Raw genomic sequence first — 25,063 nt, 5'->3', positions numbered from 1 at the left:
ACGTACGGCTCACCCTAGGGCGAACCACCTTGTTGGCCGGTATCCGGGCTAAGCAGAGCAACCTTTGTCACCTTCCCAATGGCCTGTTTCAGGGCTATCAGTGGTTTAGACAAAAGCGGGGCAAAAAGCCCGTCTGCTGACCGTTGCGGGGGCAGCGCAGGTCAAGATCGCCCTGTGAGGGTCTTCTCTCCTGCTTCCCGTTGAACTGAAGTTTGCGAACCAAACCTCGAGCACCAACAAATGGCATTGTAAGATACGACCTTGCACAAAGCCTACAATGTGCCAAATTACAACTTATCTGACATGACGAATCCCACCACCGTCGACCAGATTGCAGATCGCGTCGAGCACTTGTTGCTTAGGCATGAGGAGCTGCATAGGACCAACGCATTGCTACAACAGCAGGTGCTGGCTCTTTCACATGAGCGCGATCTTTTGAAATCCAAATTGGCCGCAGCCCGCTCTAGGGTCGATGCCCTCATTGAGCGCTTGCCGCAAAACTCCTCTACCGACGCCGAGTCATGAGCACCAAACAATTAGAAGTTCAAATCATGGGGCAAAGCTACCTACTGGGTTGCCCCGATGGCGGTCAAGCCAGGTTGTTGGCAGCGGTAGACAAAGTCGATCAAGCCATGTGCAAGGTGCGCGATGCCGGCAAAATCAAGGCCCGCGATCGCATTGCTGTGTTGGCGGCTCTGAATTTGGCCTTTGAACAAACCGATGCAGAGGCTTCTGCTGGCACTTCAGCACCTGAGGCCACGCAATCCGCAGAACCAGCAGCCATTCAGGCTTCTGACCAAGCTCGACTTGAGCTGCTGCTTCAAAAACTCGACCAAGCCTTGCATCAAGACGGTCAATTGATCTAAGCGGCATCAAAGCCTGCACACATTGTCGGCAGCGCCTACAATCACCTTGTCTGCAGTGCATGCTGGGCTTTATATTTCCTTGAACCAATGCTCTTAGAGCCCGGGCTTGGTACATTGTCTGGTGAGCGTGATCGTCTCGCGTCAGATGAACCCAACGCCAGTCTGCCCTCGCCCACCTGAACCCCGGTTCAGGATGCCGGTCCAGTGGCACTTGCAGACACCTTTTTTTTAAACCATCCCAGCCTGATCCACATGTTTTTAGAACCCACACTCATTCTCGAATTAGGCATCTTGGGACTCATCACCGGATTTTTGGCTGGGCTTCTGGGCATTGGCGGCGGCATGGTCATGGTGCCCTTCCTCACCATGATGTTGGGCGACCGCGGCGTCTCCCCCGACTTGGCCGTCAAAATGGCCATTGCCACCTCCATGGGCACCATCATCTTCACGTCCATTTCCAGTGTCCGCGCGCACCACAAAAAAGGCGCAGTCCGCTGGGATTTGGTCAAGGGCCTGGCCCCCGGCATTGTGCTGGGTAGTCTCTTGGCCAGCATGGGTGCATTTGCAGCACTCAAAGGCTCTTACTTGGCTTTGTTTTTTGCCTTGTTTGTGGGCTTCTCTGCCACCCAAATGTTTTTGGACAAGAAGCCCGCCCCCAACCGTCAGGTGCCGGGCACCCCTGGCTTGTTAGGCGCTGGCGGCGTCATAGGTTTCTTGTCGGGCATGGTGGGTGCAGGCGGTGGTTTTGTAAGTGTGCCCTTCATGGCGTGGTGCAATGTGGCCATTCACAATGCCGTGGCCACCAGTTCCGCGTTGGGTTTTCCAATTGCCTTAGCCAACGTCATTGGCTATGTGGTGGCGGGTCAAAATGTCCCCAACTTGCCCGAGCTTAGCGTTGGCTATTTGTGGTTACCTGGCTTGGTGGTCATTGCCAGCTGCAGCGTTTTCATGGCCCCCTTGGGCGCCAGTGCGGCCCACAAACTGCCCGTCAAACAACTCAAGCGAGTGTTTGCCAGCGTGTTGTATTTGCTAGCGGCCTACATGCTCTACAAAGGCTTCACAGCCTAAAGCTTCAGAGTTAGCGTCAGCGTCATCGGGCTAGGTCACGCACCAAGGCGCTTGGTCGTGGGCCAAGCCCATCCACAAAGCCCAAGCAGAAGTCAGGGACAGCGCCAAACCTGCAAGGCGAATGCCCCAAGCGCCATCGCCCAGCGTTTTGAGCCTTAATAGCACCCAAGGCGCAAAGCCCAAACTGACGCCACTGCCCAGCGCAAAACAAGCCATGGTGAGGGCACCTTCTAAGGCATTGCCGGTCAGTGCGGCCACCATCAGGGCAGAGTAAAGAAGTCCACAAGGCATGAGTGACCAAAGCATGCCCACCACGGCAGGTGCAACTTTTCCCAAGTTTGAATTCAGTTTGCGAATCTTGGCCCACAGTTGCTGGGCACTTTGATCAAGCCAAACCGGTTGCTTGGCTTGCCAAATTAGCAACAGTCCCAAGACCACTGCAGCCACATGCAACATGCTCCAAACAGGCCTCAGTGCTGCAGACTCTACAGTGAGCCAACCTAGCGCTTGAACGCTGAGTGCCGCCAGTGCGCCCATGAGGCTGTAGCCCAACCACCGGCCTGCTTGAAAAGACACAAGTGCACGATTTTGCTGTGCCCCAGCAGCATGACCGATGCCTGCACATGCCGCGCCACACATCGCCACACAGTGCGGCCCACCGGCCAAGCCCATGATCAAAGCCGTGAGGGCTAAAGAAGTCTGCATTCAGCTTTAAATAATTTTAGAGAATCGAGTTCGGTTGCGATCTGCTTGTAAATACTTGTCAAAGACCATGGCCACACCGCGCACAAAAAACCATCCCATAGGTGTCACCTGCAATCCGCCATTCGTTAACTCTACCAAACCTTGAGCTTGCAAGCTGTTGAGTTGCTCTATTTCTGCAGCAAAATATTTTTTGGCATCGATCAACCAGGCTTCATTGAAAGCATCGTATTGAACATGGCCCTGGCACATGATGGCCATGATCCATGAGCGGCGAATGAGATCGTCGCGCGACAAAGCCAAGCCTTTGACGATGGGCAATTGGCCGTGGTCCAGCATGTCGACATACTCTTCCATGGTCTTGGCATTTTGGCTGTAGGTACCGCCCATGCGGCCAATGGCAGAAATGCCCAAACCAATCAAGTCACAATCGGGCTGAGTGCTGTACCCCTGAAAATTGCGATGCAATCGGCCTTGGCGTTTGGCCACTGCCAAGGCGTCGTCTGGCAAGGCAAAGTGGTCCATGCCAACATACACATAACCCGCATTCATGAGCGCATCCATTGACCTAGACAGCATGGCAATTTTGCTAGAGGGCGCAGGCAGCTCGGCCGCCAAAATACGCCGCTGTGGTTTGAATCGCTCGGGCAAATGCGCATAAGCATAAAGCGCAATGCGGTCGGGTCTCAGCTCATTGATTTGCTTCAACGTGCGGTCAAAAGACTCAGGGGTTTGTTTGGGCAGCCCATAAATCAAATCAACATTGATGGATTCAAAGCCCAATTTTCGAGCTGAAGCCACCAAGTCAAAAACCTGCTGTGCAGGTTGAATACGGTGGACTGCTTTTTGAACCTCAGGGTCGAAGTCTTGAACGCCAAAACTCAAGCGATTGAAGCCCAGTTCAAAGAGCAAAGCCAAACGCGTTTCATCGACAGTTCGGGGATCCACTTCAACCGAATATTCGCCACCCGCCACAAAACTGAAGCTGCGCTTGAGCATCGACATCAGTTCGCGCAATTCATCGTTGCTTAAAAAAGTAGGCGTACCGCCGCCCAGGTGCAACTGGCTGACCGTCTGTCCCATGCCAATTGACGAGGTGTACAACTCAATTTCTTTGGCCAAAAAGCGCAAATACGGCTCCGCTTTTTCGTGGTGCTTGGTGATGATTTTGTTGCAGGCACAGTAGTAGCAAAGCGATTCACAAAACGGAATGTGAACATAGATGGACAAGGGTCTGTTTTTTTGCCCCAGACCCTGGTTGCGCAAATCGAGCGCTTGATGCAGATCTGCTTGTGAAAATGCTTCCACAAAACGGTCTGCCGTGGGGTAAGAGGTGTAACGGGGCCCTGGCACGTCAAAGCGAGTCAGTAAGTCTGGCGTCAAAAAGGACATACGGAGTTTCCCAAGGCTGTCATATTTCTAGGTTTTGTTTAATGTGCCTTTTCTGCTGTCGCTTAAACTTGACCTAAATCAAATTTTGGCCAATCAGTGCCTAGAAAAGAGTTTTAGAAAAGCTTGAGATGCGTCAAAGGCTTCAAGTAGGTATAAGCTAATGACTTGACTTGTCTCAATGTCAATTTTTCTAAACCGAGAACGCCATGAAACCCGAAACAATCAAAGTCGCATGTTCCAACTGCAACTTGCGCGAACTCTGCATGCCCATGGGTCTGTCTGAACATGATCTGCAACGCTTAGACGAGGTGGTAGCCACGCGCCGCAAAATCAAACGCGGCAGCACTCTGTTTAGCAACGGCGATAAATTCACCTCGCTTTACGCCATTCGCACAGGTTTTTTCAAAACTTGCCTGGCCTCTGAAGACGGCCGCGACCAAGTCACAGGTTTCCAAATGGCGGGTGAAATTATTGGCCTAGACGGTATCGTCAACGACCAACACAGTTGCGACGCCGTGGCCCTGGAAGACGCCGAAGTTTGCGTCATGCCCTTTGACCGGATTGAAGAAATTTCGCGTGAAGTTACCGCGCTTCAACACCATGTCCACAAAATCATGAGCCGCGAAATTGTGCGCGAGCACGGTGTCATGTTGCTTCTGGGAAGCATGCGCGCCGAAGAACGTTTGGCGGCTTTCTTGCTCAACTTGGTACAGCGCTTGCACTCACGCGGCTTCTCTCAATCTGAGTTGGTACTGCGCATGACCCGCGAAGAAATTGGCAGCTACTTAGGCCTCAAACTCGAAACTGTCAGCCGCACCTTTTCTAAATTTGTGGAAGACGGCGTTGTAGAAGTGAAGCAGCGTCACGTCAAAATTTTGGACCCTGAAGCGCTGCAACGCATGGTCAACTCGCAACCTCAGTGCCATTAAAATTAAGCACAATGTAGCCCGCCTAATCGGCCTATAGTCACGACGCTTAACAGCAGCTATCTTTGCCACCCTGCGTGCAATTGGGTGGACGTTGGTCAACAGACACTGGGCAGCGATTGACCTCAAAAGGCGAGATGGACAGCAACGTGGTCAGGCTACTGGACACAATGGTCAAAGCCCAAAAGACAAAAAACGAAACCGTGTAAACGCCTTGCCTTGACAGGGGCATCTGCTGCCCAAACCAGTGCATGTCTTCTGGATCGAACATGCCAAAAACCACCAGCTCAATCAGCCCCGCCACCAAAAAGGCTGGCCACACAATCCACATCAATCTTTGAGCGAACATGTTTGTCTTCTCCGTTTGTTTTTGAAAGATTCAAAAACTTATTTTTTGTCTTGTTTCTGGGGTACCACACCAGTGGCAGCATGATTGCGAGCCTGCATGGCAGGCGCCATGGCCTCTTCTAATTTGCTTTGATTTTCAATGGCATTGCGGGGATTCAATGCCTCTGTGGGCAGCACCGGATCGGGAATGGTAATGGCCAAATAAAGCGTGATGAATGCAGCCACAACGACGATGGCTGGGCCGGCAATGATGAGCCAGACCATGCCAAAAGACCACCATGGCTTGGCGGGCAAAGCGCCCGAACTCATTAACGTATTTGTATTCATGGCTTGCTTTTCTCAATTTTTTATCGTGGAATTAAAAACACCGACTTTTCATCCAACGTTTCTTGAACAGTCTCATCGTCGTCTGAAGCTTCGATGGTAAAACGCACAGGATAAGACCCGGGCATGGCCGAATCGTAGGGAACTTGCAGGCGCACAGAAACCCAGCGCGATTGAGTGGACTCGACAACCAAATTTTCGGAATCGGTCACCACTTTCAAATCGTACATGCCTTCGGCCGTTACTTTGAAATGTTGACGTTTTTCGGCTGCATTCATGATTTGCAATCGGTACACGTTTTCAATAAAACCGCCACTCACAATGCGCGCCAAAGATGCGCGGTCGCGCACTACATCGACTTTGAATGATTTGCGCGTAAGCAAACTACCAAACAGCAATGCAATGACCAACAACAAAATACCGGTGTAGATCAACACACGGGGCCTGAACACATGCCGCAAAGTTTGCGCTGAAGTCCATTTATTTTCCATGGCATGTTGCGTAGAGTACTTGACCAAGCCACGTTCATAGCCCACTTTGTCCATCACGGTATCGCACACATCGGCACAGGCACCACAACCGATGCATTCGTATTGCAAACCTTTGCGAATATCAATGCCCGTGGGACACACTTGGACACACAAGCTGCAATCGACGCAGGCACCCAAATTCAAAGCCGCCGGATCTGCTTTTTTAGAGCGGGAGCCCCTAGGTTCGCCGCGCTCTGCGTCGTAAGTCACGATGAGGGTGTCTTTGTCAAACATGGCGCTTTGAAAGCGCGCATAAGGACACATGTACTTGCACACTTGCTCGCGCATAAAGCCAGCGTTGCCATAGGTGGCAAAACCGTAGAAGAAAACCCAGAACACTTCCCAAGACGACATATTGCCCAAGAAGAATTCCATGCCCAGATCACGGATGGGCGTGAAGTAGCCCACAAAGGTAAAGCCCGTCCAAATGGAGAAGCCAATCCAGAGGAAATGTTTGTACCATTTCTTGACCAGTTTCTCGAGAGAAAAGTCTTCCGAATCTAAGCGCATGCGGGCCGTTCGGTCACCCTCTACTTTGCGCTCTATCCACATGAAAATTTCGCTGTAGACCGTTTGCGGACAGGCATAACCGCACCACAAGCGGCCCGCAATGGCAGTGAACAAAAACAGCGAAAACGCCGAAATAACCAGCAAGCCGGTTAGATAAATAAAGTCTTGGGGGTAAAGAACAATGCCAAAAATGTAAAACCGGCGCGCACCCAAATCAAACAACACAGCCTGGCGTTGCCCCCACTCTAACCAGGGCAAACAGTAGAAAATAATTTGCGTGAGAAACACAAATCCCCAGCGCCATTTGGCAAAGATGCCTTGAACGCTTCGAGGATAGATTTTCTGGTGCGCCTGATAAAGCTCTCCCCAAGCCCCCTCCTCTGTTGAGTCTGAGGGCGCGCCTTCTGGCAAAGGCACAATGGGGATGAACTTACGCGGCGCGTTGTCTTTCTTGGGAGAGGGGTCAGTAGATTCCAAAACAACTCACTCTAATTATTTGGAAGCCACTTTGGCTGGGTTGTTAGACAAGCCCCACACATACGATGCAAGCACATGCAACTGGGCATCTGTGAGCTTGCTGGCTTGCGCTGGCATTTGATTGACCTTGCCATTGTTAACCATGGCCACAATGGCATTCTCGCCCCAACCATGCAACCAAATGTCGTCGGTTAAGTTGGGGGCGCCCAAGGCTTGGTTGCCTTTGCCATCACCACCATGACACGCAGCGCAAGTACCAAACTTAGACTTGCCCAAAGAAGCGCGCAGCGAGTCGTGGGGGCTGTTGGACAAGCTCAACACATAGTGCGCCACATTGCGAACATCTTCTGGTGTGCCTACGGCTGCCGCCATGGGGGGCATCATGCCGTTGCGGCCATTGACCAAAGTCTCTTTGATTTTGGCGTGCGAGCCGCCATGCAACCAATCGGCATCGGTTAAATTGGGGAAGCCCTTGCTGCCGCGTGCGTCAGAGCCGTGACACTGTGCGCAGTTGTTCATGAACAAGCGATCGCCAATGGCCATGGCCTGAGGATCTTTGGCCACGTCTTCGGGCGGCATGCCTGCAAACTTGGCGTACAAGGGTTCAAGTTCTTTGTTGGCTTTGGCAACTTCTGCTTCGTATTGACCGGCAGATGACCAGCCCAATTTGCCGGCACTGTTGCCCAAGCCTGGGTACAAGACCAAATAGCCCAAGGCAAAAACGATGGTGATCAAAAACAAACCCACCCACCAACGGGGCAAAGGATTGTTCATCTCACGCAAATCGCCATCCCAAACGTGTCCGGTGGTGTTGTCGTGGGCCGTCATGGCCTTGGCTTTGCCGCTGAAGTACAAAAGCAACAAGCAAGCCACAATGCCGACCAACGCAATGCCGGCCACATACAAAGACCAGAAATTGCTTGTGAAGTCACTCATTTCAGATTCTCTTTCTTGTTCGTTGATCTGGGGTCTTTAGTCGTCTTGACCGAAGGGCAGCTTGGCGGCCTCTTCAAAGTCGGCTGAACGACGCTTTGACAGGGTCCATCCCACAATTCCAAGGAATATGAGGAAAGTGACCACGGTGACAACAGATCGGAGTGTGTTGATATCCATAAAGTTCAGTCCCTTTACTTGCGGTGAATGCCCATGCCTTGCAGGTAGGCAATGACGGCATCGAGTTCTGTTTTGCCTTGCACTTCTTCGGTGGCTTTGGCAATTTCTTCATCGCTGTAAGGCGCACCCAATGTGCGCAAACCCTTCATGTGCGCGGGCAAGCTGGCACCATCCACAGGTGTTTTCTCAAGCCATGCATAGGCAGGCATATTGGACTCAGGCACCACGTCACGCGGGTTGATCAAGTGAATGCGGTGCCAGTCATCGGAGTACTTACCACCCACGCGCGCCAAATCGGGACCGGTGCGCTTGCTGCCCCATTGGAAGGGATGGTCGTAGACAAACTCGCCAGCCACTGAGTAAGGGCCATAACGCAGTGTTTCGGCACGGAAGGGGCGAATCATTTGGGAGTGGCAGTTGTAGCAACCTTCACGCACATAAATATCGCGGCCTGCCACTTGCAAAGCGGTGTAAGGCTTGAGGCCAGGAATAGGCTCTGTGGTTGATTTTTGGAAAAACAACGGAACGATTTCCACCATGCCGCCAAACAACAAGACCACCAAGATCAAAACGATCATGAGGAAGTTGCTGGTTTCCACTTTCTCGTGGGACATGCCACCGCCGGAATTTGAAGAATTAGACATCTTATTTTTCTCCTGATGCTGTTAGGCGTGAGCAGGTGCTGGAATTTGCACATCTACGGCACGACCACTGGTGGCTGTTTTCAAGGTGTTCCACAACATGATCAACATGCCGCCCAAGTACAACAAACCACCTAACAAACGCAACACATAGAAGGGAAATGTGGCTTTGACAGACTCTACAAAGGTGTAGGTCAAAGTGCCGTCAGGATTGACAGAGCGCCACATCAAACCTTGCATCACGCCAGCAATCCACATGGCCGCGATGTAAATCACGATACCGATGGTGGCCACCCAGAAATGCGCTTCAATGGCTTTAACGCTGTACATCTTTTTCTGACCGAACAAACGGGGAATGAGGTAGTACATAGAGCCCATGGTGACCAAGCCCACCCAGCCCAAAGCGCCAGAGTGCACGTGGCCCACAGTCCAGTCGGTGTAATGCGACAAAGCATTGACTGTCTTGATGGACATCATGGGGCCTTCAAAGGTGGACATACCGTAGAAGGACAAAGACACGATGAGGAAGCGCAGGACGGGGTCGTCGCGCAATTTGTGCCATGCGCCAGACAAGGTCATCACACCATTGATCATGCCGCCCCAGCTAGGTGCCAACAAAATGAGGGAGAACACCATGCCGATAGATTGAGTCCAGTCGGGCAATGCGGTGTAGTGCAAGTGGTGAGGACCCGCCCACATGTAGGTAAAGATAAGTGCCCAAAAGTGAACAATGGACAAACGGTAGCTGTAAACGGGACGCTCAGCTTGCTTAGGAATGAAGTAGTACATCATGCCCAAAAAGCCAGCAGTCAAGAAGAAGCCCACCGCATTGTGGCCATACCACCACTGCACCATGGCATCTTGCACACCTGCATATGCAGAGTAAGACTTCATGAGGCCCACTGGCATGGCAGCACTGTTGACCAAGTGAAGTAAGGCAACGGCAATGATGAAGGCACCAAAGAACCAGTTGGCCACATAAATGTGACGAACCTTGCGCGTACCCACGGTGCCAAAGAACACAACGGCAAATGACACCCAGACCAAAGTGATCAGGATGTCAATGGGCCATTCGAGTTCGGCATACTCTTTGCCGCTGGTGTAACCCAAGGGCAATGTAATGGCAGCCAACACAATGACCAACTGCCAACCCCAGAAGGTGAAAGCCGCCAATTTTTCGGCAAATAAGCGAACGTGGCAGGTTCGTTGAACCACGTAGTAGGCTGATGCGAACAAGCCGCAACCGCCAAACGCAAAAATTACGGCATTGGTGTGCAACGGGCGCAAACGACCGTAACTAAGCCATGGAATGCCAAAGTTGAGCTCTGGCCACGTTAATTGAGCTGCAATGATCACGCCAACCAGCATGCCCACTACACCCCACACCACTGTCATGATGGCAAATTGTCTGACAACGGTATCGCTGTAGACGCTTGCCTGTTCATTGGCAAATTTCATTTTCACCTCTTCTTAAATTACAAATCTAGTGTCGCAGTTCGCCCAAACGCTTAGGTTGACTTAAGTCAATCATTTCTAAGAATTCGCTCGCCTTCTGCCTCAATGTCTTCAAATTGACCGCGATTGACCGCCCACCAAAGGCCCGCCAAGATAAAAAACACCAAGGCCACCGACAAAGGCACCAACAAATAAAGGATGTCCATCAGGCGTTTCCTTGTGCATCAAATTGAATGGTTTTTGACAGACGCATGGCGTTCAACACCACACCCAAAGAGCTGCAAGCCATGCCCAATCCGGCCAACCATGCGGGCAAATAACCCAACATGGCCAAAGGCACGCAGGCAAAGTTGTAGATGGCCGCCCAAATCAAGTTTTGGCGAACAATTTGCATGGTTTGTTGGCTCAAACGGATCGTGGCCACTAACGGTTTCAAATTGCTGGCCATGAACACAAAATCGGCTTTGGATTGGGCTAGCGGCAAGGCTTGGCCTAAAGCGAAAGACACATCGGCACCGGCCAACACAGGGCCATCGTTCAGGCCGTCGCCCACCATGGCCACGCGATGGCCTTGCGCTTGTTCTAGTTTGACTTGTTTGAGCTTTTCTTCAGGTGAGCAAGCGCCCATGGCATCGGCAATGTGCAAACGAGTGGCCAATTGAGAAACCGAAGCCTGGCCATCGCCCGACAAAATGCGAATTCGCAAACCTAAATCTTCAAGCGCGCGCAAAGTGGCGGCGGCTTCTTCGCGAGGTGTTTCTGCAAATTCAAAGCTAGCCAGCCAACCATCTTGATCGCTCAAACTGGCTTGCAAAACTTCGCTGGTTTTCATGGGTACGCCACAAAATGCGGCAGAACCCAATCGCAATTCTTTTCGGCTCTCTAGACCCGCCATTTCTGAAGCCTGACGCAAAGTGGCTTGCACACCCTGCCCTGCAAACTCTTTGACGTTGTCCAACACAACAGCCGTATTGGTTTTGTCGCCCACTGCACGCAACAATGAACGAGAGACGGGGTGCAATGAATGCTGGGCCAAAGCGGCGGCCCAAGCCAAGGCCTGATCTGCATCTATGCCGTCGCGCGTTGCAATGTGCTGCAAACTGAAATCTTCGCTGGTCAGCGTTCCCGTTTTGTCAAAGATGACCGTATCGACCTTGGCCAGACTTTGCAAAGCCTGCAAGCTCCTGAGCATCACACCCGCTTTGGCCAGCGCACCGGCTGTAGACAGCATGGCGGCCGGTGTGGCCAATGACAATGCGCAAGGGCAAGTCACAATGAGCACAGACACCGCCACCATCAAAGCATGCGCTGGGCTGTACTGCCAACCCCAGACCGCCGCCAATGCGGACATGATCAAGACGCCCCACAAGAAGGGTTTGGCCACCCGATCGGCCAACAAGGCCATGCTGGGCTTGGACACCGAGGCGCTTTCCATCAGGGCCACCATCTGTCCAAATCGGGTTTGTTTGCCTAGCGTCGTCACCTGCACTTGAACAGTTGCGGTTAGGTTCAAACTACCTGCCAAAACATGTTCGCCTAATGCTCTTGGCAAAGGCCTCGATTCACCTGTGAGCAAAGCTTCGTCGACCTGCGTTTCGCCCGCCACAATTTGCGCATCGGCAGCAAAGGCCTCACCAGGTCGGACTTGAATGACATCTTGCACTCTCAAATGACGAAGTGTGATGGTTTCCCACTCACCGGCATTGGTTCTTCGATGAACCACATCGGGCAAACGGTTCATCACGGCTTCTAAAGCGCCTGCTGTTTTGTCTCTGAGTCTTAGCTCTAGCCACCTACCTGTGAGCAAGAAGAACACAAACATGGTGAACGAGTCGAAATAGACTTCGGCCCCAAATGGACCTTGCGGTTCAAAGGTGCCCAAGGTGCTGACCACAAAGGTGACCAACATGCCAATGGCCACTGGCAAATCCATGCTGATTTTTCTTTGCTTTAAGTCGAGCCATGCTGTTTTGAAAAAAGGCATGCAAGAGAAAAACAAAACAGGCAAAGACAAAACCCACGAAGCCCACCGGAGCAACTGCACCATGTCGGGGGCAATGTCGTGGGGCTCGCTCAGGTAAACCGGCGTGGCGTACATCATGACTTGCATCATGCACAGGCCTGCTACGCCCAAGCGCCACAACATTTTGCGAGCGTCTTCTCGGCGCACTTCGTTGGCCAGCGCATCGTTGGCTGGCACCGTGCGGTAACCAAGTTTCGCAACCGCCTTCATCCAATCGGAAGGTCGCGTTTGGTCGGACGACCACACCACCCTGCCCCTGTGACTGGCCGCACTGATTTGGGCCGACTTCACACCAGGCACCGACATCAAAGCTTCTTCAATGTTGATGGCGCAGGCTGTGCAGTACATGCCTTCAAACACAACACTGGAGGTCCATTGATGGGCTTCTTGCTCACTGGACTGGCTGAAATCAGACCACTCTTGCGCAAGATCCAGCAATGACCATTGGGCGGCCAACGCCTCTAAATCTGGAAGTGCTGCTTGATTCGACATGCCTCGAAGATAAGCCAGCAAGCTTGCATGAAACTTGATTTAGATCAAGACGCTTGGTTTTCAGAGTTTTAAGCTTGGTTCACCGATTCAACAAAGGAGCACACCATGTACAAACGAATTCTTGTCGCCACCGACGGCTCTGCACTCTCTAAAAAAGCCGTGACCGATGCCATTGGCTTGGCCGCCACTTGCGGCGCCGAACTCATTGCACTCAAGGTGGTACCGCGTTACCCACAGGCTTACTTTGAAGGCAGCATTCCATTGAACGCCAAAGATGTGGCGCGCATTGAAGCCCAGTGGGCAGCAGAAGCCCAGGCCGCCGTGGATGCCGTGACCAAATTGGCAACGGCCAAAGGCGTCAAAGCCAAAGGCGTGGTCAGCCGCTCAGACATCGTGTCCGATGCCATCATTGCAGCGGCCAAAAAACAAAAGGCCGATTTGGTGGTCATGGCCTCACATGGCCGCAAAGGCATCAAGCGTTTGCTGTTAGGCAGTGAGACACAACAAGTGCTGACGCACTGTCATGTCCCTGTTCTGGTCTTACGCTAAGAACAAATTTTTGTGCTGATCGCGCAATAAGTTTTTCTGCACTTTGCCCATGGTATTTCGTGGCAGCTCTGGCACCACGAAACACTTTTTGGGTATTTTGAAGTTGGCCAATTGCGATTTTAAAGTGGCAATGATTTTGTCGGCGTCCAATATTGCACCAGCTTTAGCAATGACCACCGCCACGCCTACTTCACCAAAATCGGGATGGGGCACGCCCACCAAAGCACTCTCGGCCACACCTGGCATTTCGTTGATGTAGCCTTCAATTTCAGCCGGATACACGTTGTAGCCGCCACTGATGATGAGGTCTTTGCTACGGCCCACAATGGTCACGTAGCCGCGCTCGTCAAACTTGCCCACATCGCCTGTTTTAAAAAAGCCATCGGCGGTAAATTCTTCTTTGGTTTTTTCGGGCATGCGCCAGTAAGCTTTAAACACATTGGGGCCTTTGACCTGAATGTTGCCAATCTCGCCCACAGGCAAAGCTTTGCCATCGTCGCCTTGCACGCGCAACTTCACGCCTGGCAGCGGAAAGCCTACTGTGCCACCGCGACGCTCGCTTTGCCCGCCATGTCGCTTGTCTGCCGCATAAGGATTGGAGGTGAGCATGACAGTTTCACTCATGCCATAGCGCTCCAAAATAGTATGCCCTGTGCGCTGCTGCCACTCAGTGAAAGTTTCAATCAGCAAAGGTGCAGAACCCGCAACGAAAAGACGCATGTTGCGCGTGGCTTCTTTGTTGAGTGACTGCTCTTGCAGCATGCGAACATAAAGCGTGGGCACGCCCATGAACACGGTAGCCTCTGGCATTTTGGCAATGACAAACTTGGGGTCAAACTTGGCCAACCAAATCATTTTGCTGCCATTGATCAGTGCACCATGAATGGCCACAAACAAACCATGCACATGGAAGATGGGCAAGGCGTGAATCAGCACATCGCCTTTTTTCCAGCCCCAATAAGTCTGGAGCGTTTGCGCATTGCTAAGCATGTTGCCGTGCGTCAGCATGGCGCCTTTGCTGCGACCCGTGGTGCCACTGGTGTACAAAATAGCGGCCAAGTCGTCTACATTTTTTACGGCAATTTTGTGCGTGTCTTTTTGATGGATGGCGCGCTCAAGCAAGGTGCCTGTGCGATCGTCATTCAAAGTAAACACATGTTGCGTGCCCGCCTTGAATGCAATTTTGCTAACCCAACCAAAATTGGCACCCGAACAAACCACCACCGCAGGCTCTGCGTTGCCAATGAAGTACTCAATCTCAGCGCTTTGGTAAGCGGTGTTCAAAGGCAAAAACACATAGCCCGCCCGCAGCGTTGCCAAATACAACATCATGGCTTCAACTGACTTTTCCACTTGAACGGCAATGCGACTGCCCTTGGGCAATTTCAAGCCATCGAGCAAGTTGGCCATCATGCTACTGGCGCGGTCTAAATCACGCCATGTGTAATGAAGGCCTTGGTCAGTTTCAACCGCCAATGCATCTAAGTTGGCAGGAAATGCAGCACGCAGCGCTGCGAACAAACTCGCTTGAGACATCTTCAATCCAGTTTTGCGCCAGAGGCTTTCACCACTTGGCTCCATTTACGCAATTCAGTTTTGATGAACGCATCAAATTGTGCGCCCGCCAAGTTGGGGAACTCTGCGCCTTGCGCAGACCACACCGCTTTGGCTTCATCGCTTTGGCAGGCCTTGCGAACTTCTTCAACCATTCTTGCCTGCGCGTCTGCAGTCGTTGCCTTCGGCGCCCAAAGTCCATACCAAGTGCTCACGGTGTACTCTGGCAAGCCAACCTCAGAGGAGCAAGGCACATCTGGAAAGGCAGGATTGCGCTTGGTACCCGAAACCATGAGCGCCTTGATTCTGCCGCCCTTGATGTGCGCAGCAGACGAGCCCAAACCATCAAACATCATGTCGACATTGCCTGCAATCAAATCTTGCAAAGCTGGGCCTGCACCGCGGTAAGGAATGTGGGTAATGAAGGTTTGGGTTTGCAACTTGAACAATTCACCGGCCAAGTGGTGAGACGTACCGCCACCCGCTGAACCGTAGTTCAAACGACCTGGATTTTTCTTCACAAAATCAATGAACTCTTTGATGTTGTTGGCTGCAACTTTTTTGGGATTGACCACCAAGACTTGGGGCACGGCAGCAACCAAAATCAAAGGCGCCAAGTCGCGCTCTAAGTCGTAATCTAGCCTGGGGTACATGCTGGGTGCAATGGTGTGATGAACAGCGCCCATGAAATAGTTGTAACCATCGGGTGCTGCCTTGGCTGCTAAGCCAGCACCCAATGTGCCGCCGGCACCTCCGCGGTTGTCAATGATGAGTTGTTTGCCCGTTTGCTTGGAAAAAATAGCTGACAAGGGTCTGGCAAAGGCGTCTGTGCCGCCACCCGCAGGAAATGGCACGATCAAGTTGACCGGTTTGGTGGGCCAACCAGCCTGGGCCCACGCTGGCACCAGCGTTGATGTGGAAGCTGCTGCTGCCCATTGCAACAGCGAGCGTCTTTGAATACCGTCTTTTGAAAACTGCATGTTTGTCTCCTTTTAAGAAATGAAACTGACCCACTGCAAAGCGTCAAGCATTCTTTGGCTTGCTAACTCCGACATACAAAACAACACCCAACAACATCATGGGCACACACAACCACTGCCCCATGCTGAGCCCCATCGACAACAGGCCGAGGTGCGCATCGGGTTCTCTGAAATACTCCGCAATAAAGCGCAGGCTGCCATAGCCCATCAAGAATACGGCAGACACTTGTCCCATGGGCCTGTCTTTGCGCGCAAACAGCCACATCACAACAAAGAGCAACAAGCCCTCTAACAAGAATTGGTAGATTTGAGACGGGTGCCTAGGTAAGTCTCCGGCCCCTCTAAAAACCATGCCCCAAGGCAAATCGGCATCCGCTTGACGACCCCACAACTCGCCGTTGATGAAGTTGCCAATGCGTCCTGCCGCCAAACCCGTCGGCACGCAAGGCGCCACAAAGTCCATTACTTGAAAAAAGGGTCGATGACGGGTTTTGGCAAACCAAACCATGGCCGCCATCACGCCCAGCAAGCCGCCATGAAAACTCATACCGCCTTGCCAAACGTAGGCAATCTCTAAAGGATGAGAAAAATAATAAGCTGGCTGGTAAAACAGGCAATACCCAATACGCCCGCCTAAAACCACGCCCAAAACACCTGCAAACAAAATGTCTTCGACATCCTTCACGGCCCACTGGGTTAGGCGCGCATAAGGCAAGTGGGTCAGACGGCGAGTGGCCAAAAAGTAAAACAAGCCAAAAGCAGCCAAATAGGTCAGGCCATACCAATGAACAGCGACGGGCCCTAATTGCAGGGCCACAGGGTTAATTTGAGGGTGAATCAGCATGGGGTCAGATTGTGCCCTGTTCAAGACCCCCGATGCACCCCTATATGCCCTAAGTTCTAGGGGTTCTTCCTGACTCTCCCTTAGAATGACTGGCCTGAGATTAAATTCGTCTCAATTGCAAGCTAAATAACTGTTCTGTTGACCCTAAACCATCCATCAAACCATGAGCGACAAGATCATCCCCATCCAATCGGCTACCCCTAGCAACCGCCGTAGCGCCAACATTACCCAAGGCAAATCACGGGCGCCTAACCGCTCGATGTACTACGCCATGGGCTACGAAGAAGGTGATTTTGTCAAACCCATGGTGGGCGTGGCAAACGGTCACAGCACCATCACCCCTTGCAACAGTGGCCTGCAAAAACTGGCCGATGCAGCTGTAGCTGGCATTGAAGAAGCCGGTGGCAACGCTCAAATTTTTGGCACCCCCACTATTTCAGATGGCATGGCCATGGGCACTGAGGGCATGAAGTACTCCTTAGTTAGCCGCGAAGTGATTTCTGATTGCATCGAAACCTGCGTTCAAGGCCAGTGGATGGACGGCGTCTTGGTGGTAGGCGGTTGCGACAAAAACATGCCCGGCGGCATGATGGGCATCTTGCGCGCCAACGTACCAGCCATCTACGTGTACGGCGGCACCATTTTGCCAGGCCGCTACCAAAACAAAGACCTCAACATCGTCAGCGTGTTTGAAGCCGTAGGCCAAAACGCCGCAGGCAATTTGAGCGACTTCGATTTGAAAGAAATTGAAAAGCGCGCCATTCCAGGCACGGGTTCGTGCGGCGGAATGTACACGGCCAACACCATGTCGTCTGCGTTTGAAGCCTTGGGCATGTCACTGCCCTACTCTTCCACCATGGCCAACCCCCATGATGAAACCAAAAACTCGGCCAAAGAATCGGCCAAGGTTTTGCTCGAAGCCATCAAGAAAGATTTGAAGCCCCGCGACATCGTCACCAAAGAAGCCATTGAAAACGCCGTGGCAGTCATCATGGCCACCGGTGGCTCTACCAATGCGGTGCTGCACTTCTTGGCCATTGCCCACACCGCAGGTGTTGAGTGGACCATTGACGACTTCGAGCGCATGCGCAAAAAGATTCCCGTCATTTGCGATTTGAAGCCTAGCGGTCAGTATTTGGCCGTTGACTTGCACCGCGCTGGCGGTATTCCGCAAGTCATGAAAGTTTTGTTGAAGGCTGGCTTGTTGCACGGCGATTGCATGACCATCACCGGCAAAACCGTGGCCGAAAACTTGAAAGACATTCCCGACGCACCTCGCGCCGACCAAGATGTCATTCGCACCATCGACAAGCCTATGTATGCAGAAGGCCACTTGGCCATTTTGAAAGGCAATCTGTCACCCGAAGGTGCTGTGGCCAAAATTACGGGCTTGAAGAACCCTGTCATCACCGGCCCTGCTCGCGTGTTTGACGACGAACAGTCTGCATTGAAGGCCATCTTGGATGGCAAGATCAAAGCGGGCGACGTTATGGTTTTGCGTTACCTCGGCCCCAAAGGCGGCCCAGGTATGCCCGAAATGTTGGCCCCCACAGGCGCACTCATTGGCGCCGGTTTGGGCGAAAGCGTGGGCCTCATTACCGATGGCCGCTTCTCTGGCGGTACCTGGGGCATGGTGGTGGGTCACGTGGCCCCCGAAGCGGCTGCGGGCGGCACCATTGCGTTTGTGAATGAAGGCGACTCAATCACCATTGACGCTCACAAATTGATCTTGGAATTGAACGTGCCCGAGGCAGAAATTGCCAAGCGCCGTGTGGGTTGGACAGCACCTGCGCCCCGTTATACACGTGGCGTACAGGCTAAGTTTGCCTTCAATGCATCCAGCGCCAGCAAAGGTGCTGTGCTGGATTTGTATTGAAAATGTTGTAAAGAATCAATCAGAGGCCAATGGCGGCAATGCCCGCCTTGGCAATCTGAGCGTCTTCTGTGGACTTCACACCGCTGACACCCACGGCGCCCAAGCAGGCGCCGTCTTTCATGATGGGTACGCCACCTTCCAACATGCCCTCAATGGTGGGGGCTGACAAGAAGGAATAACGGCCACCATTGATCACATCTTCATAAATTTTGGTTTCACGTTGACCCATGGCCGCTGTTTTGGCTTTGGCGGGTGCAATGTGAGAAGACACGGGTGCTGCGCCATCCAAACGTTGGAAGTGCAACAAGTGACCGCCTGCGTCCACAATGGCGATGCTGACCGCCCACTTGTTTTTCTGAGCTTCAGCTTGAGCTGCGGCAGCAATGGTTTGAACGTCTGACAATTCGAGAGTGGCTTGAGTTTTCATGTTGAGATGGTTGTAAAAAGCAAAGCCTAAGCATATCGCAGCCCAGAAAACCCATTAGTGACCTGAAAGTCACTACACAAAAGACCCTGAAAACTTCGGCAAATAGGGCATTTTGGGTTACAAGCCCTACAATTTGCTCACCCGATAACGGGTGTTATTTCAGGAGTTCACACATGAGCGATCTTCAAAACATCGAACAACCCAGCTGGGGCGGCGTTGCCAGTACCCCCGCTGAACGCAACAAGGTCATGCGCAACACTTATTGGTTGTTGGCACTGAGCTTGTTACCTACCGTACTGGGCGCCTGGTTAGGCGTTGCAACGGGCATTACCCAATCTTTGGGCGGTGGACTTGGCATGGTGCTGTTCATTGGCGGCGCCATTGGCTTTATGTTTGCCATCGAAAAAACCAAACACTCCTCAACAGGCGTGCTGGTCTTGTTGGCCTTCACCTTCTTCATGGGTCTCATGCTATCGCGCATGATTGCCATGGTGCTGGGCTTTAAGAACGGTGCCGACCTCATCATGACTGCCTTTGCAGGCACTGCAGGTGTGTTCGCTGTCATGGCTTCACTGGCCAGCGTCATTAAGCGCGACTTGTCCGGCATGGGCAAGTGGTTGTTTGTCGGCGCCTTGGTTCTCATGGTAGGCGGCATTGTCAACATCTTTGTTGGCTCTACAGCTGGCATGATGGCTTTGTCTGTGGCTGCCATCGGCATCTTCAGCGCCTACATGCTGTACGACCTGAAGCAAATTTTGGACGGCGGCGAGACCAACTACATCAGCGCCACACTCATGTTGTACATGGACTTGTTCAATGTGTTCCAAAGCTTGTTGGCGCTGTTGGGCATCATGGGCGGCGAGCGCGATTAAATTAGCAGCGCCCTCGGGCGCAAGTTAATTCGGTGCATAGCAGCACCCTAGGAGCAGAAAAGCATCTGAGTTCGAAAGACTCAGGTGCTTTTTTGTTGGCGCTTATTGATGGCGCTTTGTGATGGCGCTTTTATAGGCTATCAGTCAATGCGCTCAAAGACCGCCATGCTCTCCACATGGGCGGTGTGCGCAAACATATTGACCACGCCAGCGCTCAGACAACGATAACCTGCCCTGTGCACCAGCAAGCCAGCATCGCGCGCCAATGTGGCGGGGTTGCAACTGACGTACACAATGCGTTTGGGAAATTGCCAGTTGCCACGCAGCTCCGCGTTTTCATTCAGCTCAGCCATGGCCTTGGCCAAAGCAAAGGCACCTTCGCGGGGTGGATCAATGAGCCACTTGTCGGCAATGCCGTCGGCCATGAGCATCTCGGGCGTCATTTCAAACAAGTTGCGCGCAATGAAGGTGGTGGGGGCCAATTGTTTAGCCTTTCCCCGCAGGCTTTGATTGCGCGCAAAGTTGTCACGCGAACGGGCCACCAAAGTTTCGGCACCTTCAATGCCCACCACTTCTTTGGCCATGGTGGCAATGGGCAAAGTGAAGTTGCCCAAACCACAGAACCAATCGATCACACGCTCATGCGCCTGGGGCTTGAGCAAACGCAAAGCACGCGTTACCAACACACGGTTGATGTGTGGATTGACCTGCGTGAAGTCGGTGGGCTTGAACGGCATGTGCACACCAAAATCGGGCAAGTCATAGGACAGCTCTGGGCCGCCTTCGTCCATCAATTTGACCGTGTCGGGGCCTTTGATTTGCAACCACCACTGCACTTCATGCAGCTTGGCAAACTCACGCAAACGATCTTGATCGGCTTGACTCAAGGGCTCTAAATGGCGCAGCACCAATGCAGTGACGCTGTCGCCTTGGGCCAGTTCAATTTGCGGAATGGTCTCGCGGGCATCCATGCCAAAAATGAGTTCGCGCAGCGACAACAACATGCCGCTGATGTTGGGCGGCAAGACACGGCAGGTTTTGATGTCGGCCACATAACGACTTTTGCGCTCGTGAAAACCAATTAGCACTTCACCTTTTTTGTGGACATAGCGCACTGACATGCGCGCGCGATAACGGTAACCCCAGCTGGGGCCTTCCATGGGGCGCAATAAATTTTCTGGTTTGACCTTGCCCAAATGCCAAAGATTGTCTTCCAGCACGCGTTGCTTGATGGCCACCTGCGCACTGGCTTCTAAGTGCTGCATCTTGCAGCCACCACAGGCGCCTGCATGCAATCCAAAGTGGGGGCAGCCTGGTTTAACGCGCTGAGAAGATTCGTGGTGCACTTGGGTCACAACTCCGGCTTCCCAGTTGTTCTTCTTGCGGTGAACATTGACGGAGACCATCTCGAAGGGCAAGGCACCTTCTACGAAAACGACTTTGCCATCGGGTCTACGGGCAATGCCTTGGGCTTCCATATCGAGTGCATCGATGTGCAGCCAACCAGCTGGCAAATCAGAACGGCCTAAGATAATTTCTTGTGTCTGTTCTTCTCGTGTTGTGTCGTTCTGTTTGCTCATGGCCGAGAGGGCAACAACTTGGCGGGATCCACCGGTTTGCCTTGTTTGCGAATTTCAAAATGCAACTTCACACGATCGGCATCAGAGCTGCCCATCTCTGCAATGCGCTGACCCTTTTGCACGGTTTGATCTTCTTTAACCAACAAGCTTTGGTTGTGCGCATAGGCAGTGAGGTAGGTGTTGTTGTGCTTGAGGATGACCAAGTTGCCATAGCCTCTTAAGCCAGAACCGGCATAAACCACTTTGCCATCGGCAGCGGCCAATACAGGGTCGCCTGCCTTGCCAGCAAAGTCGAGTCCCTTGTTTTTAGTTTCATCAAAACCAGTCAAGACCTGACCAGGGTGTGGCCAGGCAAACACCAAGCTTTCGTCGCCAGAGTTTGAAGGCGCTGATGCCGCTGTTTGTGCGTTGGCTTGCGAAGTTGCTGAACTTGTAGCCGTAGTGTTTGTTGCGACTGTATTGGCCGCGGGCTTGGCTGCCACCGTAGCGGGTGGCACCACCCGCAAAACTTGATCCACTTCAATCACGTTGGGATTGTCCAGACCATTCCACTTGGCAATGTCGCGCCAGGCTTGGCCATTTTCAAGTGCAATTTTGGTGAGAGTGTCGCCAGGGCGAACGCTGTAGTAACCAGGTTTGCCAGCATTTTCAGCGCCAGGCAGAGTGCCCATGGAAACTGGCGAACTCACAGCCACTGGGCTGCTTTGTCTTTGAGCTTGCATGGGCTGCTGCTGCGCGCGAACAGGGGGTTGACCTGCCACACGGTCTTCAACGGGAATGGGGCCCCGCGGCTTGGAACTGCAGGCAACCAAGGCGCATGTGGCCAGAATACAAAGAACCGTCAAACCAAGACGGGCATCCAAACGTTTCATTCCGAATCCTTCAGGAGATACCCGATTTTAAAGGGACAAAGTGAACCGCCTCGAGCACGCTTTGCTTAAAGCCCTGGGCAGTTTTGTCGACCACCATCAGGGCCTGTTGACCGTTGGCCGTGACGGTGGGCGCCACCAACCTGCCCCCGACCGCCAACTGGTCAAGCCATGCTTGGGGCAAGTTTTCCCCGCCCGCAGCTGAAATGATGGCAGCATAAGGCGCACCCTTAGGATAGCCCAACATGCCATCGCCAAACAACAAATGCACATTGGGCAATCGAAAGTGGCGCAAATTGGCACGCGCTTTTTCGTGCAAGCCTTTGAGCCGCTCAATGCTGTAAACCTCGGTGGCAATGTGGCTCAGTACCGCAGCTTGGTAGCCACAGCCCGTGCCAATTTCTAAAACGCGGCCCAACTTGCCAGTAGCACCTTCGCGCAACAGCTCCATCATGCGCGCCACCACATTGGGCTTGGAAATGGTTTGACCCAAGCCGATGGGCAAGCTGGTGTCTTCGTAAGCCTGATTGACCAAGGCGCTTTCTACAAAGCGATGACGTTCAACCGTGCCCATGGCTTGCAAAACCATCGGATCTTTGAGGCCCTGCGCTGCCAACTTTTCGACCATGCGGCGGCGCACGGCGCTGGAATCTAGGCCCAAGCCCAGCGGGTTGATCGCGGGGGAACTGACCACGGCGACTTTGGCTGGTTTGACCGTCGTCTTTTGGTCTAGCTTGATGGGAAATCCAGGGCGTTGCGCCATCAGCCCTCCCACACCTTGAGCTTGGCCAAATTTTGGGACCAGAAGCCGGCATTGTCGTGATCGGTTAGATCGACCTTCAAAGGGGTGATGGTGGCATGGCCGTTTTTGGCCGCATGGAAATCGGTGCCCTCACCGTCGTCCATGGCTTCGCCAGCGTTGCCAATCCAATACATGGTTTCGCCGCGGGGGCTCATTTGGGTAATGACAGGCTCGGCTGCATGACGGCGCCCCAAACGGCACAAAGTGGCGGCTTTGATCGCTGCAGATTTGTTAGGGATGTTGACATTCAAGAGCCAAGGCGATTTGCCAATGAGTTGGGCCGCTTCAAATTGCGCCACCATATTTTTGGCAAATTCGGCTGCCTTGTCCAAATGCGCCCAGCCCTTTTCGGTTTGAGAAAAAGCCAACGCAGGAATTCCAAACAAGTAGCCTTCCATGGCCGCACCCACCGTGCCTGAATACAGCGTGTCGTCGCCCATGTTGGCACCGTTGTTAATGCCAGACACTACCAAGTCGGGCCGATAGCCCAGAAGGCCTGTTAAAGCAATGTGGACACAGTCGGCGGGCGTTCCGTTAACGTACCTGAAACCGTTTTCGCCTTGCCTTACATACAAAGGCGAATGCAAGGTGAGTGCATTGGATTTGGCGCTGTTGTTGTGCTCGGGGGCGACCACTTCGACGTCGGCCACTTGCTTAAGGGCGTGATAAAGCGCCACAATGCCCTCAGCGCGGTAACCGTCGTCGTTAGAAATGAGAATTTTCATGGGTATGTCCTAGGCCTCAATTGTAGGTCGCTACCGAGACATACCGAAGGCGACTTTGACCGATATATTCGATAGATAAGTAGTTTTTTGAGGAGATTTTTGTGCACGCTTGGCTATGTGAAAACCCCGTAGGTGTTGAAGCACTCAATTGGAAAGAAATTCCCACTCCAACGCCCCAAAAAGGTCAGGTTTTGGTGCGCATTGAAGCCGCCAGTTTGAACTTTCCCGATTTGTTGATTGTTCAAAACAAATACCAAATGAAACCCGATCTGCCTTTCGTGCCAGGTTCTGAATATGCAGGCGTCATTGAAGCCGTAGGCGAAGGCGTTACCGACCTCAAAGTAGGTCAGTCGGTAGCCTGCTTGTCTGGCACCGGCGGCTTTGGCACACACACTTTAGCACCCGCCAAATTGTGCATGCCCTTGCCCCCCGGCTTCCCTGCTGTAGACGCTGCGGCCTTCATCATGATTTATGCCACATCGCACCACGCTCTGATAGACCGCGCAGCGCTAAAGGCTGGCGAAACCGTGTTCATTTTGGGTGCGGCAGGTGGCGTTGGAACCGCTGCCATTCAAATTGCTAAAGCAGCTGGCGCACGCGTCATTGCTGCAGCCTCCACTGACGAAAAATGTGCACTTTGCAAATCACTGGGTGCAGACGAAACCATCAACTACACCACGCAAAACATGCGAGAGGTCTTGAAGGCCCTGACCGATGGCAAAGGCCCCGATGTCATTTATGACCCTGTGGGTGGCGATTTTGCAGAACCTGCTTTCAGGTCGATTGCCTGGCGCGGTCGCTACTTGGTGGTGGGCTTTGCTTCGGGCCCTATTCCTGCACTGCCCTTCAATTTGGCATTGCTCAAAGGCGCCTCCATTGTGGGCGTGTTCTGGGGCGACTTTGCACGCCGTGAACCCCAAGCCAACGCCGCCATGATGGCCGAGTTGGCCAAGTGGTATGCCCAAGGCAAAGTCAAACCCGTCATCGATCGAACTATGCCCATGAGCGACCTGAAAGCCGCTTATGCGCACATGGGATCACGCGGCGTGATGGGCAAGTTGGTGATGGTCAATTAAGACCTCCACCATTGACCCACCATGCTGGTCCCAAACCAGCTG

The 25,063-nt window shown here is 52.8% G+C and carries 27 protein-coding genes and 1 riboswitch; of the genes, 8 read left to right on the top strand and 19 right to left on the bottom strand.

The annotated features are described in order from the left end of the window. Positions 1 to 16 precede the first annotated feature (16 nt). Positions 17 to 253: riboswitch (cobalamin riboswitch) on the bottom strand. A 50-nt stretch (positions 254 to 303) separates the two neighbouring features. From AMM03_RS01965 to AMM03_RS01955, 3 genes are all read left to right on the top strand, one after another. Beyond that, complete coding sequence (locus AMM03_RS01965) at positions 304 to 525, top strand: DUF904 domain-containing protein (protein WP_090129286.1); 222 nt, start codon at positions 304 to 306, stop codon at positions 523 to 525. Continuing rightward, complete coding sequence (locus tag AMM03_RS01960; RefSeq protein WP_090128782.1) at positions 522 to 866, top strand: cell division protein ZapA; 345 nt, start codon at positions 522 to 524, stop codon at positions 864 to 866. The genes AMM03_RS01965 and AMM03_RS01960 overlap by 4 nt, the downstream gene beginning before the upstream one ends. A 252-nt stretch (positions 867 to 1,118) precedes the next feature. Further along, on the top strand, positions 1,119 to 1,934 hold the full coding sequence (locus AMM03_RS01955; protein WP_090128781.1) for a sulfite exporter TauE/SafE family protein: 816 nt from the start codon (positions 1,119 to 1,121) through the stop codon (positions 1,932 to 1,934). A gap of 30 nt (positions 1,935 to 1,964) precedes the next feature. On the opposite strand, the gene AMM03_RS01950 is transcribed toward AMM03_RS01955, so the two are convergent. Together AMM03_RS01950 and hemN are read right to left on the bottom strand one after the other, a co-directional pair. Next, on the bottom strand, positions 1,965 to 2,639 hold the full coding sequence (locus AMM03_RS01950; protein ID WP_090128780.1) for a sulfite exporter TauE/SafE family protein: 675 nt from the start codon (positions 2,637 to 2,639) through the stop codon (positions 1,965 to 1,967). A gap of 6 nt (positions 2,640 to 2,645) precedes the next feature. Next, positions 2,646 to 4,028, bottom strand: a complete 1,383-nt coding sequence (gene hemN, locus AMM03_RS01945) for an oxygen-independent coproporphyrinogen III oxidase (protein WP_090128779.1) — start codon at positions 4,026 to 4,028, stop codon at positions 2,646 to 2,648. A gap of 206 nt (positions 4,029 to 4,234) precedes the next feature. On the opposite strand from hemN, the gene fnr reads away from it, so the two are divergent. Continuing rightward, positions 4,235 to 4,957, top strand: coding sequence for a fumarate/nitrate reduction transcriptional regulator Fnr (gene fnr / locus AMM03_RS01940; RefSeq protein ID WP_090128778.1), 723 nt, complete (start codon positions 4,235 to 4,237; stop codon positions 4,955 to 4,957). 46 nt (positions 4,958 to 5,003) lie between these two features. Here the strand turns inward: fnr and AMM03_RS01935 are convergent, their stop codons facing one another. The 9 genes from AMM03_RS01935 to AMM03_RS01895 all read right to left on the bottom strand — a co-directional run bounded on the left by AMM03_RS01935 (position 5,004) and on the right by AMM03_RS01895 (position 12,867). Continuing rightward, entirely contained in the window at positions 5,004 to 5,303 is a 300-nt protein-coding gene (locus tag AMM03_RS01935; protein ID WP_090128777.1) for a hypothetical protein, read from the bottom strand. 38 nt (positions 5,304 to 5,341) lie between these two features. After that, positions 5,342 to 5,629, bottom strand: a complete 288-nt coding sequence (locus AMM03_RS01930) for a hypothetical protein (protein ID WP_090128776.1) — start codon at positions 5,627 to 5,629, stop codon at positions 5,342 to 5,344. A gap of 20 nt (positions 5,630 to 5,649) precedes the next feature. Beyond that, entirely contained in the window at positions 5,650 to 7,143 is a 1,494-nt protein-coding gene (ccoG, locus tag AMM03_RS01925) for a cytochrome c oxidase accessory protein CcoG (RefSeq protein WP_369793656.1), read from the bottom strand. A 15-nt stretch (positions 7,144 to 7,158) separates the two neighbouring features. Continuing rightward, positions 7,159 to 8,079, bottom strand: coding sequence for a cytochrome-c oxidase, cbb3-type subunit III (gene ccoP / locus AMM03_RS01920; RefSeq protein WP_090128775.1), 921 nt, complete (start codon positions 8,077 to 8,079; stop codon positions 7,159 to 7,161). A 36-nt stretch (positions 8,080 to 8,115) separates the two neighbouring features. After that, positions 8,116 to 8,256: a cbb3-type cytochrome oxidase subunit 3 gene (locus AMM03_RS01915; protein WP_090128774.1), complete on the bottom strand. Its 141-nt coding sequence runs from the start codon at positions 8,254 to 8,256 to the stop codon at positions 8,116 to 8,118. Positions 8,257 to 8,270: 14 nt separating this feature from the next. Then, on the bottom strand, positions 8,271 to 8,900 hold the full coding sequence (ccoO, locus tag AMM03_RS01910; RefSeq protein ID WP_090128773.1) for a cytochrome-c oxidase, cbb3-type subunit II: 630 nt from the start codon (positions 8,898 to 8,900) through the stop codon (positions 8,271 to 8,273). A 21-nt stretch (positions 8,901 to 8,921) separates the two neighbouring features. Beyond that, positions 8,922 to 10,355, bottom strand: a complete 1,434-nt coding sequence (ccoN, locus tag AMM03_RS01905; RefSeq protein WP_090128772.1) for a cytochrome-c oxidase, cbb3-type subunit I — start codon at positions 10,353 to 10,355, stop codon at positions 8,922 to 8,924. A gap of 65 nt (positions 10,356 to 10,420) precedes the next feature. Next, positions 10,421 to 10,558 carry a cbb3-type cytochrome oxidase assembly protein CcoS gene (gene ccoS / locus AMM03_RS01900; protein ID WP_090128771.1) on the bottom strand — a complete coding sequence of 46 codons (138 nt, stop codon included), beginning with the start codon at positions 10,556 to 10,558 and terminating at the stop codon, positions 10,421 to 10,423. After that, positions 10,558 to 12,867, bottom strand: coding sequence for a heavy metal translocating P-type ATPase (locus AMM03_RS01895; protein ID WP_090128770.1), 2,310 nt, complete (start codon positions 12,865 to 12,867; stop codon positions 10,558 to 10,560). The genes ccoS and AMM03_RS01895 overlap by 1 nt, the downstream gene beginning before the upstream one ends. 105 nt (positions 12,868 to 12,972) lie before the next feature. Between AMM03_RS01895 and AMM03_RS01890 the strand changes: the two genes are divergently transcribed. Next, entirely contained in the window at positions 12,973 to 13,416 is a 444-nt protein-coding gene (locus AMM03_RS01890; RefSeq protein ID WP_090128769.1) for a universal stress protein, read from the top strand. Here AMM03_RS01890 and AMM03_RS01885 read toward each other — a convergent pair. Genes AMM03_RS01885 through lgt form a run of 3 tightly spaced genes read right to left on the bottom strand, consistent with a single transcriptional unit; the run spans position 13,408 to position 16,794 of the window. After that, positions 13,408 to 14,952, bottom strand: coding sequence for a malonate--CoA ligase (locus AMM03_RS01885; RefSeq protein ID WP_090128768.1), 1,545 nt, complete (start codon positions 14,950 to 14,952; stop codon positions 13,408 to 13,410). The genes AMM03_RS01890 and AMM03_RS01885 overlap by 9 nt on opposite strands. 2 nt (positions 14,953 to 14,954) lie before the next feature. Then, entirely contained in the window at positions 14,955 to 15,950 is a 996-nt protein-coding gene (locus tag AMM03_RS01880) for a Bug family tripartite tricarboxylate transporter substrate binding protein (protein WP_090128767.1), read from the bottom strand. A gap of 43 nt (positions 15,951 to 15,993) precedes the next feature. Beyond that, on the bottom strand, positions 15,994 to 16,794 hold the full coding sequence (gene lgt / locus AMM03_RS01875; RefSeq protein ID WP_090128766.1) for a prolipoprotein diacylglyceryl transferase: 801 nt from the start codon (positions 16,792 to 16,794) through the stop codon (positions 15,994 to 15,996). Positions 16,795 to 16,957: 163 nt separating this feature from the next. Between lgt and ilvD the strand changes: the two genes are divergently transcribed. Then, complete coding sequence (ilvD, locus tag AMM03_RS01870; RefSeq protein WP_090128765.1) at positions 16,958 to 18,670, top strand: dihydroxy-acid dehydratase; 1,713 nt, start codon at positions 16,958 to 16,960, stop codon at positions 18,668 to 18,670. Between the two features lie 19 nt (positions 18,671 to 18,689). Here the strand turns inward: ilvD and AMM03_RS01865 are convergent, their stop codons facing one another. After that, positions 18,690 to 19,097 carry a GlcG/HbpS family heme-binding protein gene (locus AMM03_RS01865; protein WP_090128764.1) on the bottom strand — a complete coding sequence of 136 codons (408 nt, stop codon included), beginning with the start codon at positions 19,095 to 19,097 and terminating at the stop codon, positions 18,690 to 18,692. Between the two features lie 173 nt (positions 19,098 to 19,270). On the opposite strand from AMM03_RS01865, the gene AMM03_RS01860 reads away from it, so the two are divergent. Beyond that, a complete protein-coding gene (locus tag AMM03_RS01860) occupies positions 19,271 to 19,969 on the top strand; it encodes a Bax inhibitor-1/YccA family protein (RefSeq protein WP_090128763.1) in 699 nt (232 codons plus the stop codon). A gap of 140 nt (positions 19,970 to 20,109) precedes the next feature. Here the strand turns inward: AMM03_RS01860 and rlmD are convergent, their stop codons facing one another. Genes rlmD through surE form a run of 4 tightly spaced genes read right to left on the bottom strand, consistent with a single transcriptional unit; the run spans position 20,110 to position 23,945 of the window. Then, positions 20,110 to 21,549 carry a 23S rRNA (uracil(1939)-C(5))-methyltransferase RlmD gene (rlmD, locus tag AMM03_RS01855; protein ID WP_090128762.1) on the bottom strand — a complete coding sequence of 480 codons (1,440 nt, stop codon included), beginning with the start codon at positions 21,547 to 21,549 and terminating at the stop codon, positions 20,110 to 20,112. Beyond that, the gene (locus AMM03_RS01850; protein ID WP_090128761.1) at positions 21,546 to 22,421 is read right to left on the bottom strand and encodes a peptidoglycan DD-metalloendopeptidase family protein; all 876 of its coding nucleotides are present in this window, start codon (positions 22,419 to 22,421) and stop codon (positions 21,546 to 21,548) included. The genes rlmD and AMM03_RS01850 overlap by 4 nt, the downstream gene beginning before the upstream one ends. Positions 22,422 to 22,431: 10 nt before the next feature. After that, the gene (locus AMM03_RS01845; RefSeq protein WP_090128760.1) at positions 22,432 to 23,181 is read right to left on the bottom strand and encodes a protein-L-isoaspartate(D-aspartate) O-methyltransferase; all 750 of its coding nucleotides are present in this window, start codon (positions 23,179 to 23,181) and stop codon (positions 22,432 to 22,434) included. After that, entirely contained in the window at positions 23,181 to 23,945 is a 765-nt protein-coding gene (gene surE, locus AMM03_RS01840) for a 5'/3'-nucleotidase SurE (protein WP_090128759.1), read from the bottom strand. The genes AMM03_RS01845 and surE overlap by 1 nt, the downstream gene beginning before the upstream one ends. A 101-nt stretch (positions 23,946 to 24,046) precedes the next feature. Between surE and AMM03_RS01835 the strand changes: the two genes are divergently transcribed. Continuing rightward, positions 24,047 to 25,021 carry an NADPH:quinone oxidoreductase family protein gene (locus AMM03_RS01835; protein WP_090128758.1) on the top strand — a complete coding sequence of 325 codons (975 nt, stop codon included), beginning with the start codon at positions 24,047 to 24,049 and terminating at the stop codon, positions 25,019 to 25,021. The last annotated feature ends 42 nt before the right edge of the window (positions 25,022 to 25,063 follow it).

It is taken from the genome of Limnohabitans sp. Rim11, from assembly GCF_001269365.1.
Lineage (GTDB): Bacteria > Pseudomonadota > Gammaproteobacteria > Burkholderiales > Burkholderiaceae_C > Limnohabitans_A.
This window is presented reverse-complemented; position numbering and strand designations above follow the sequence as displayed.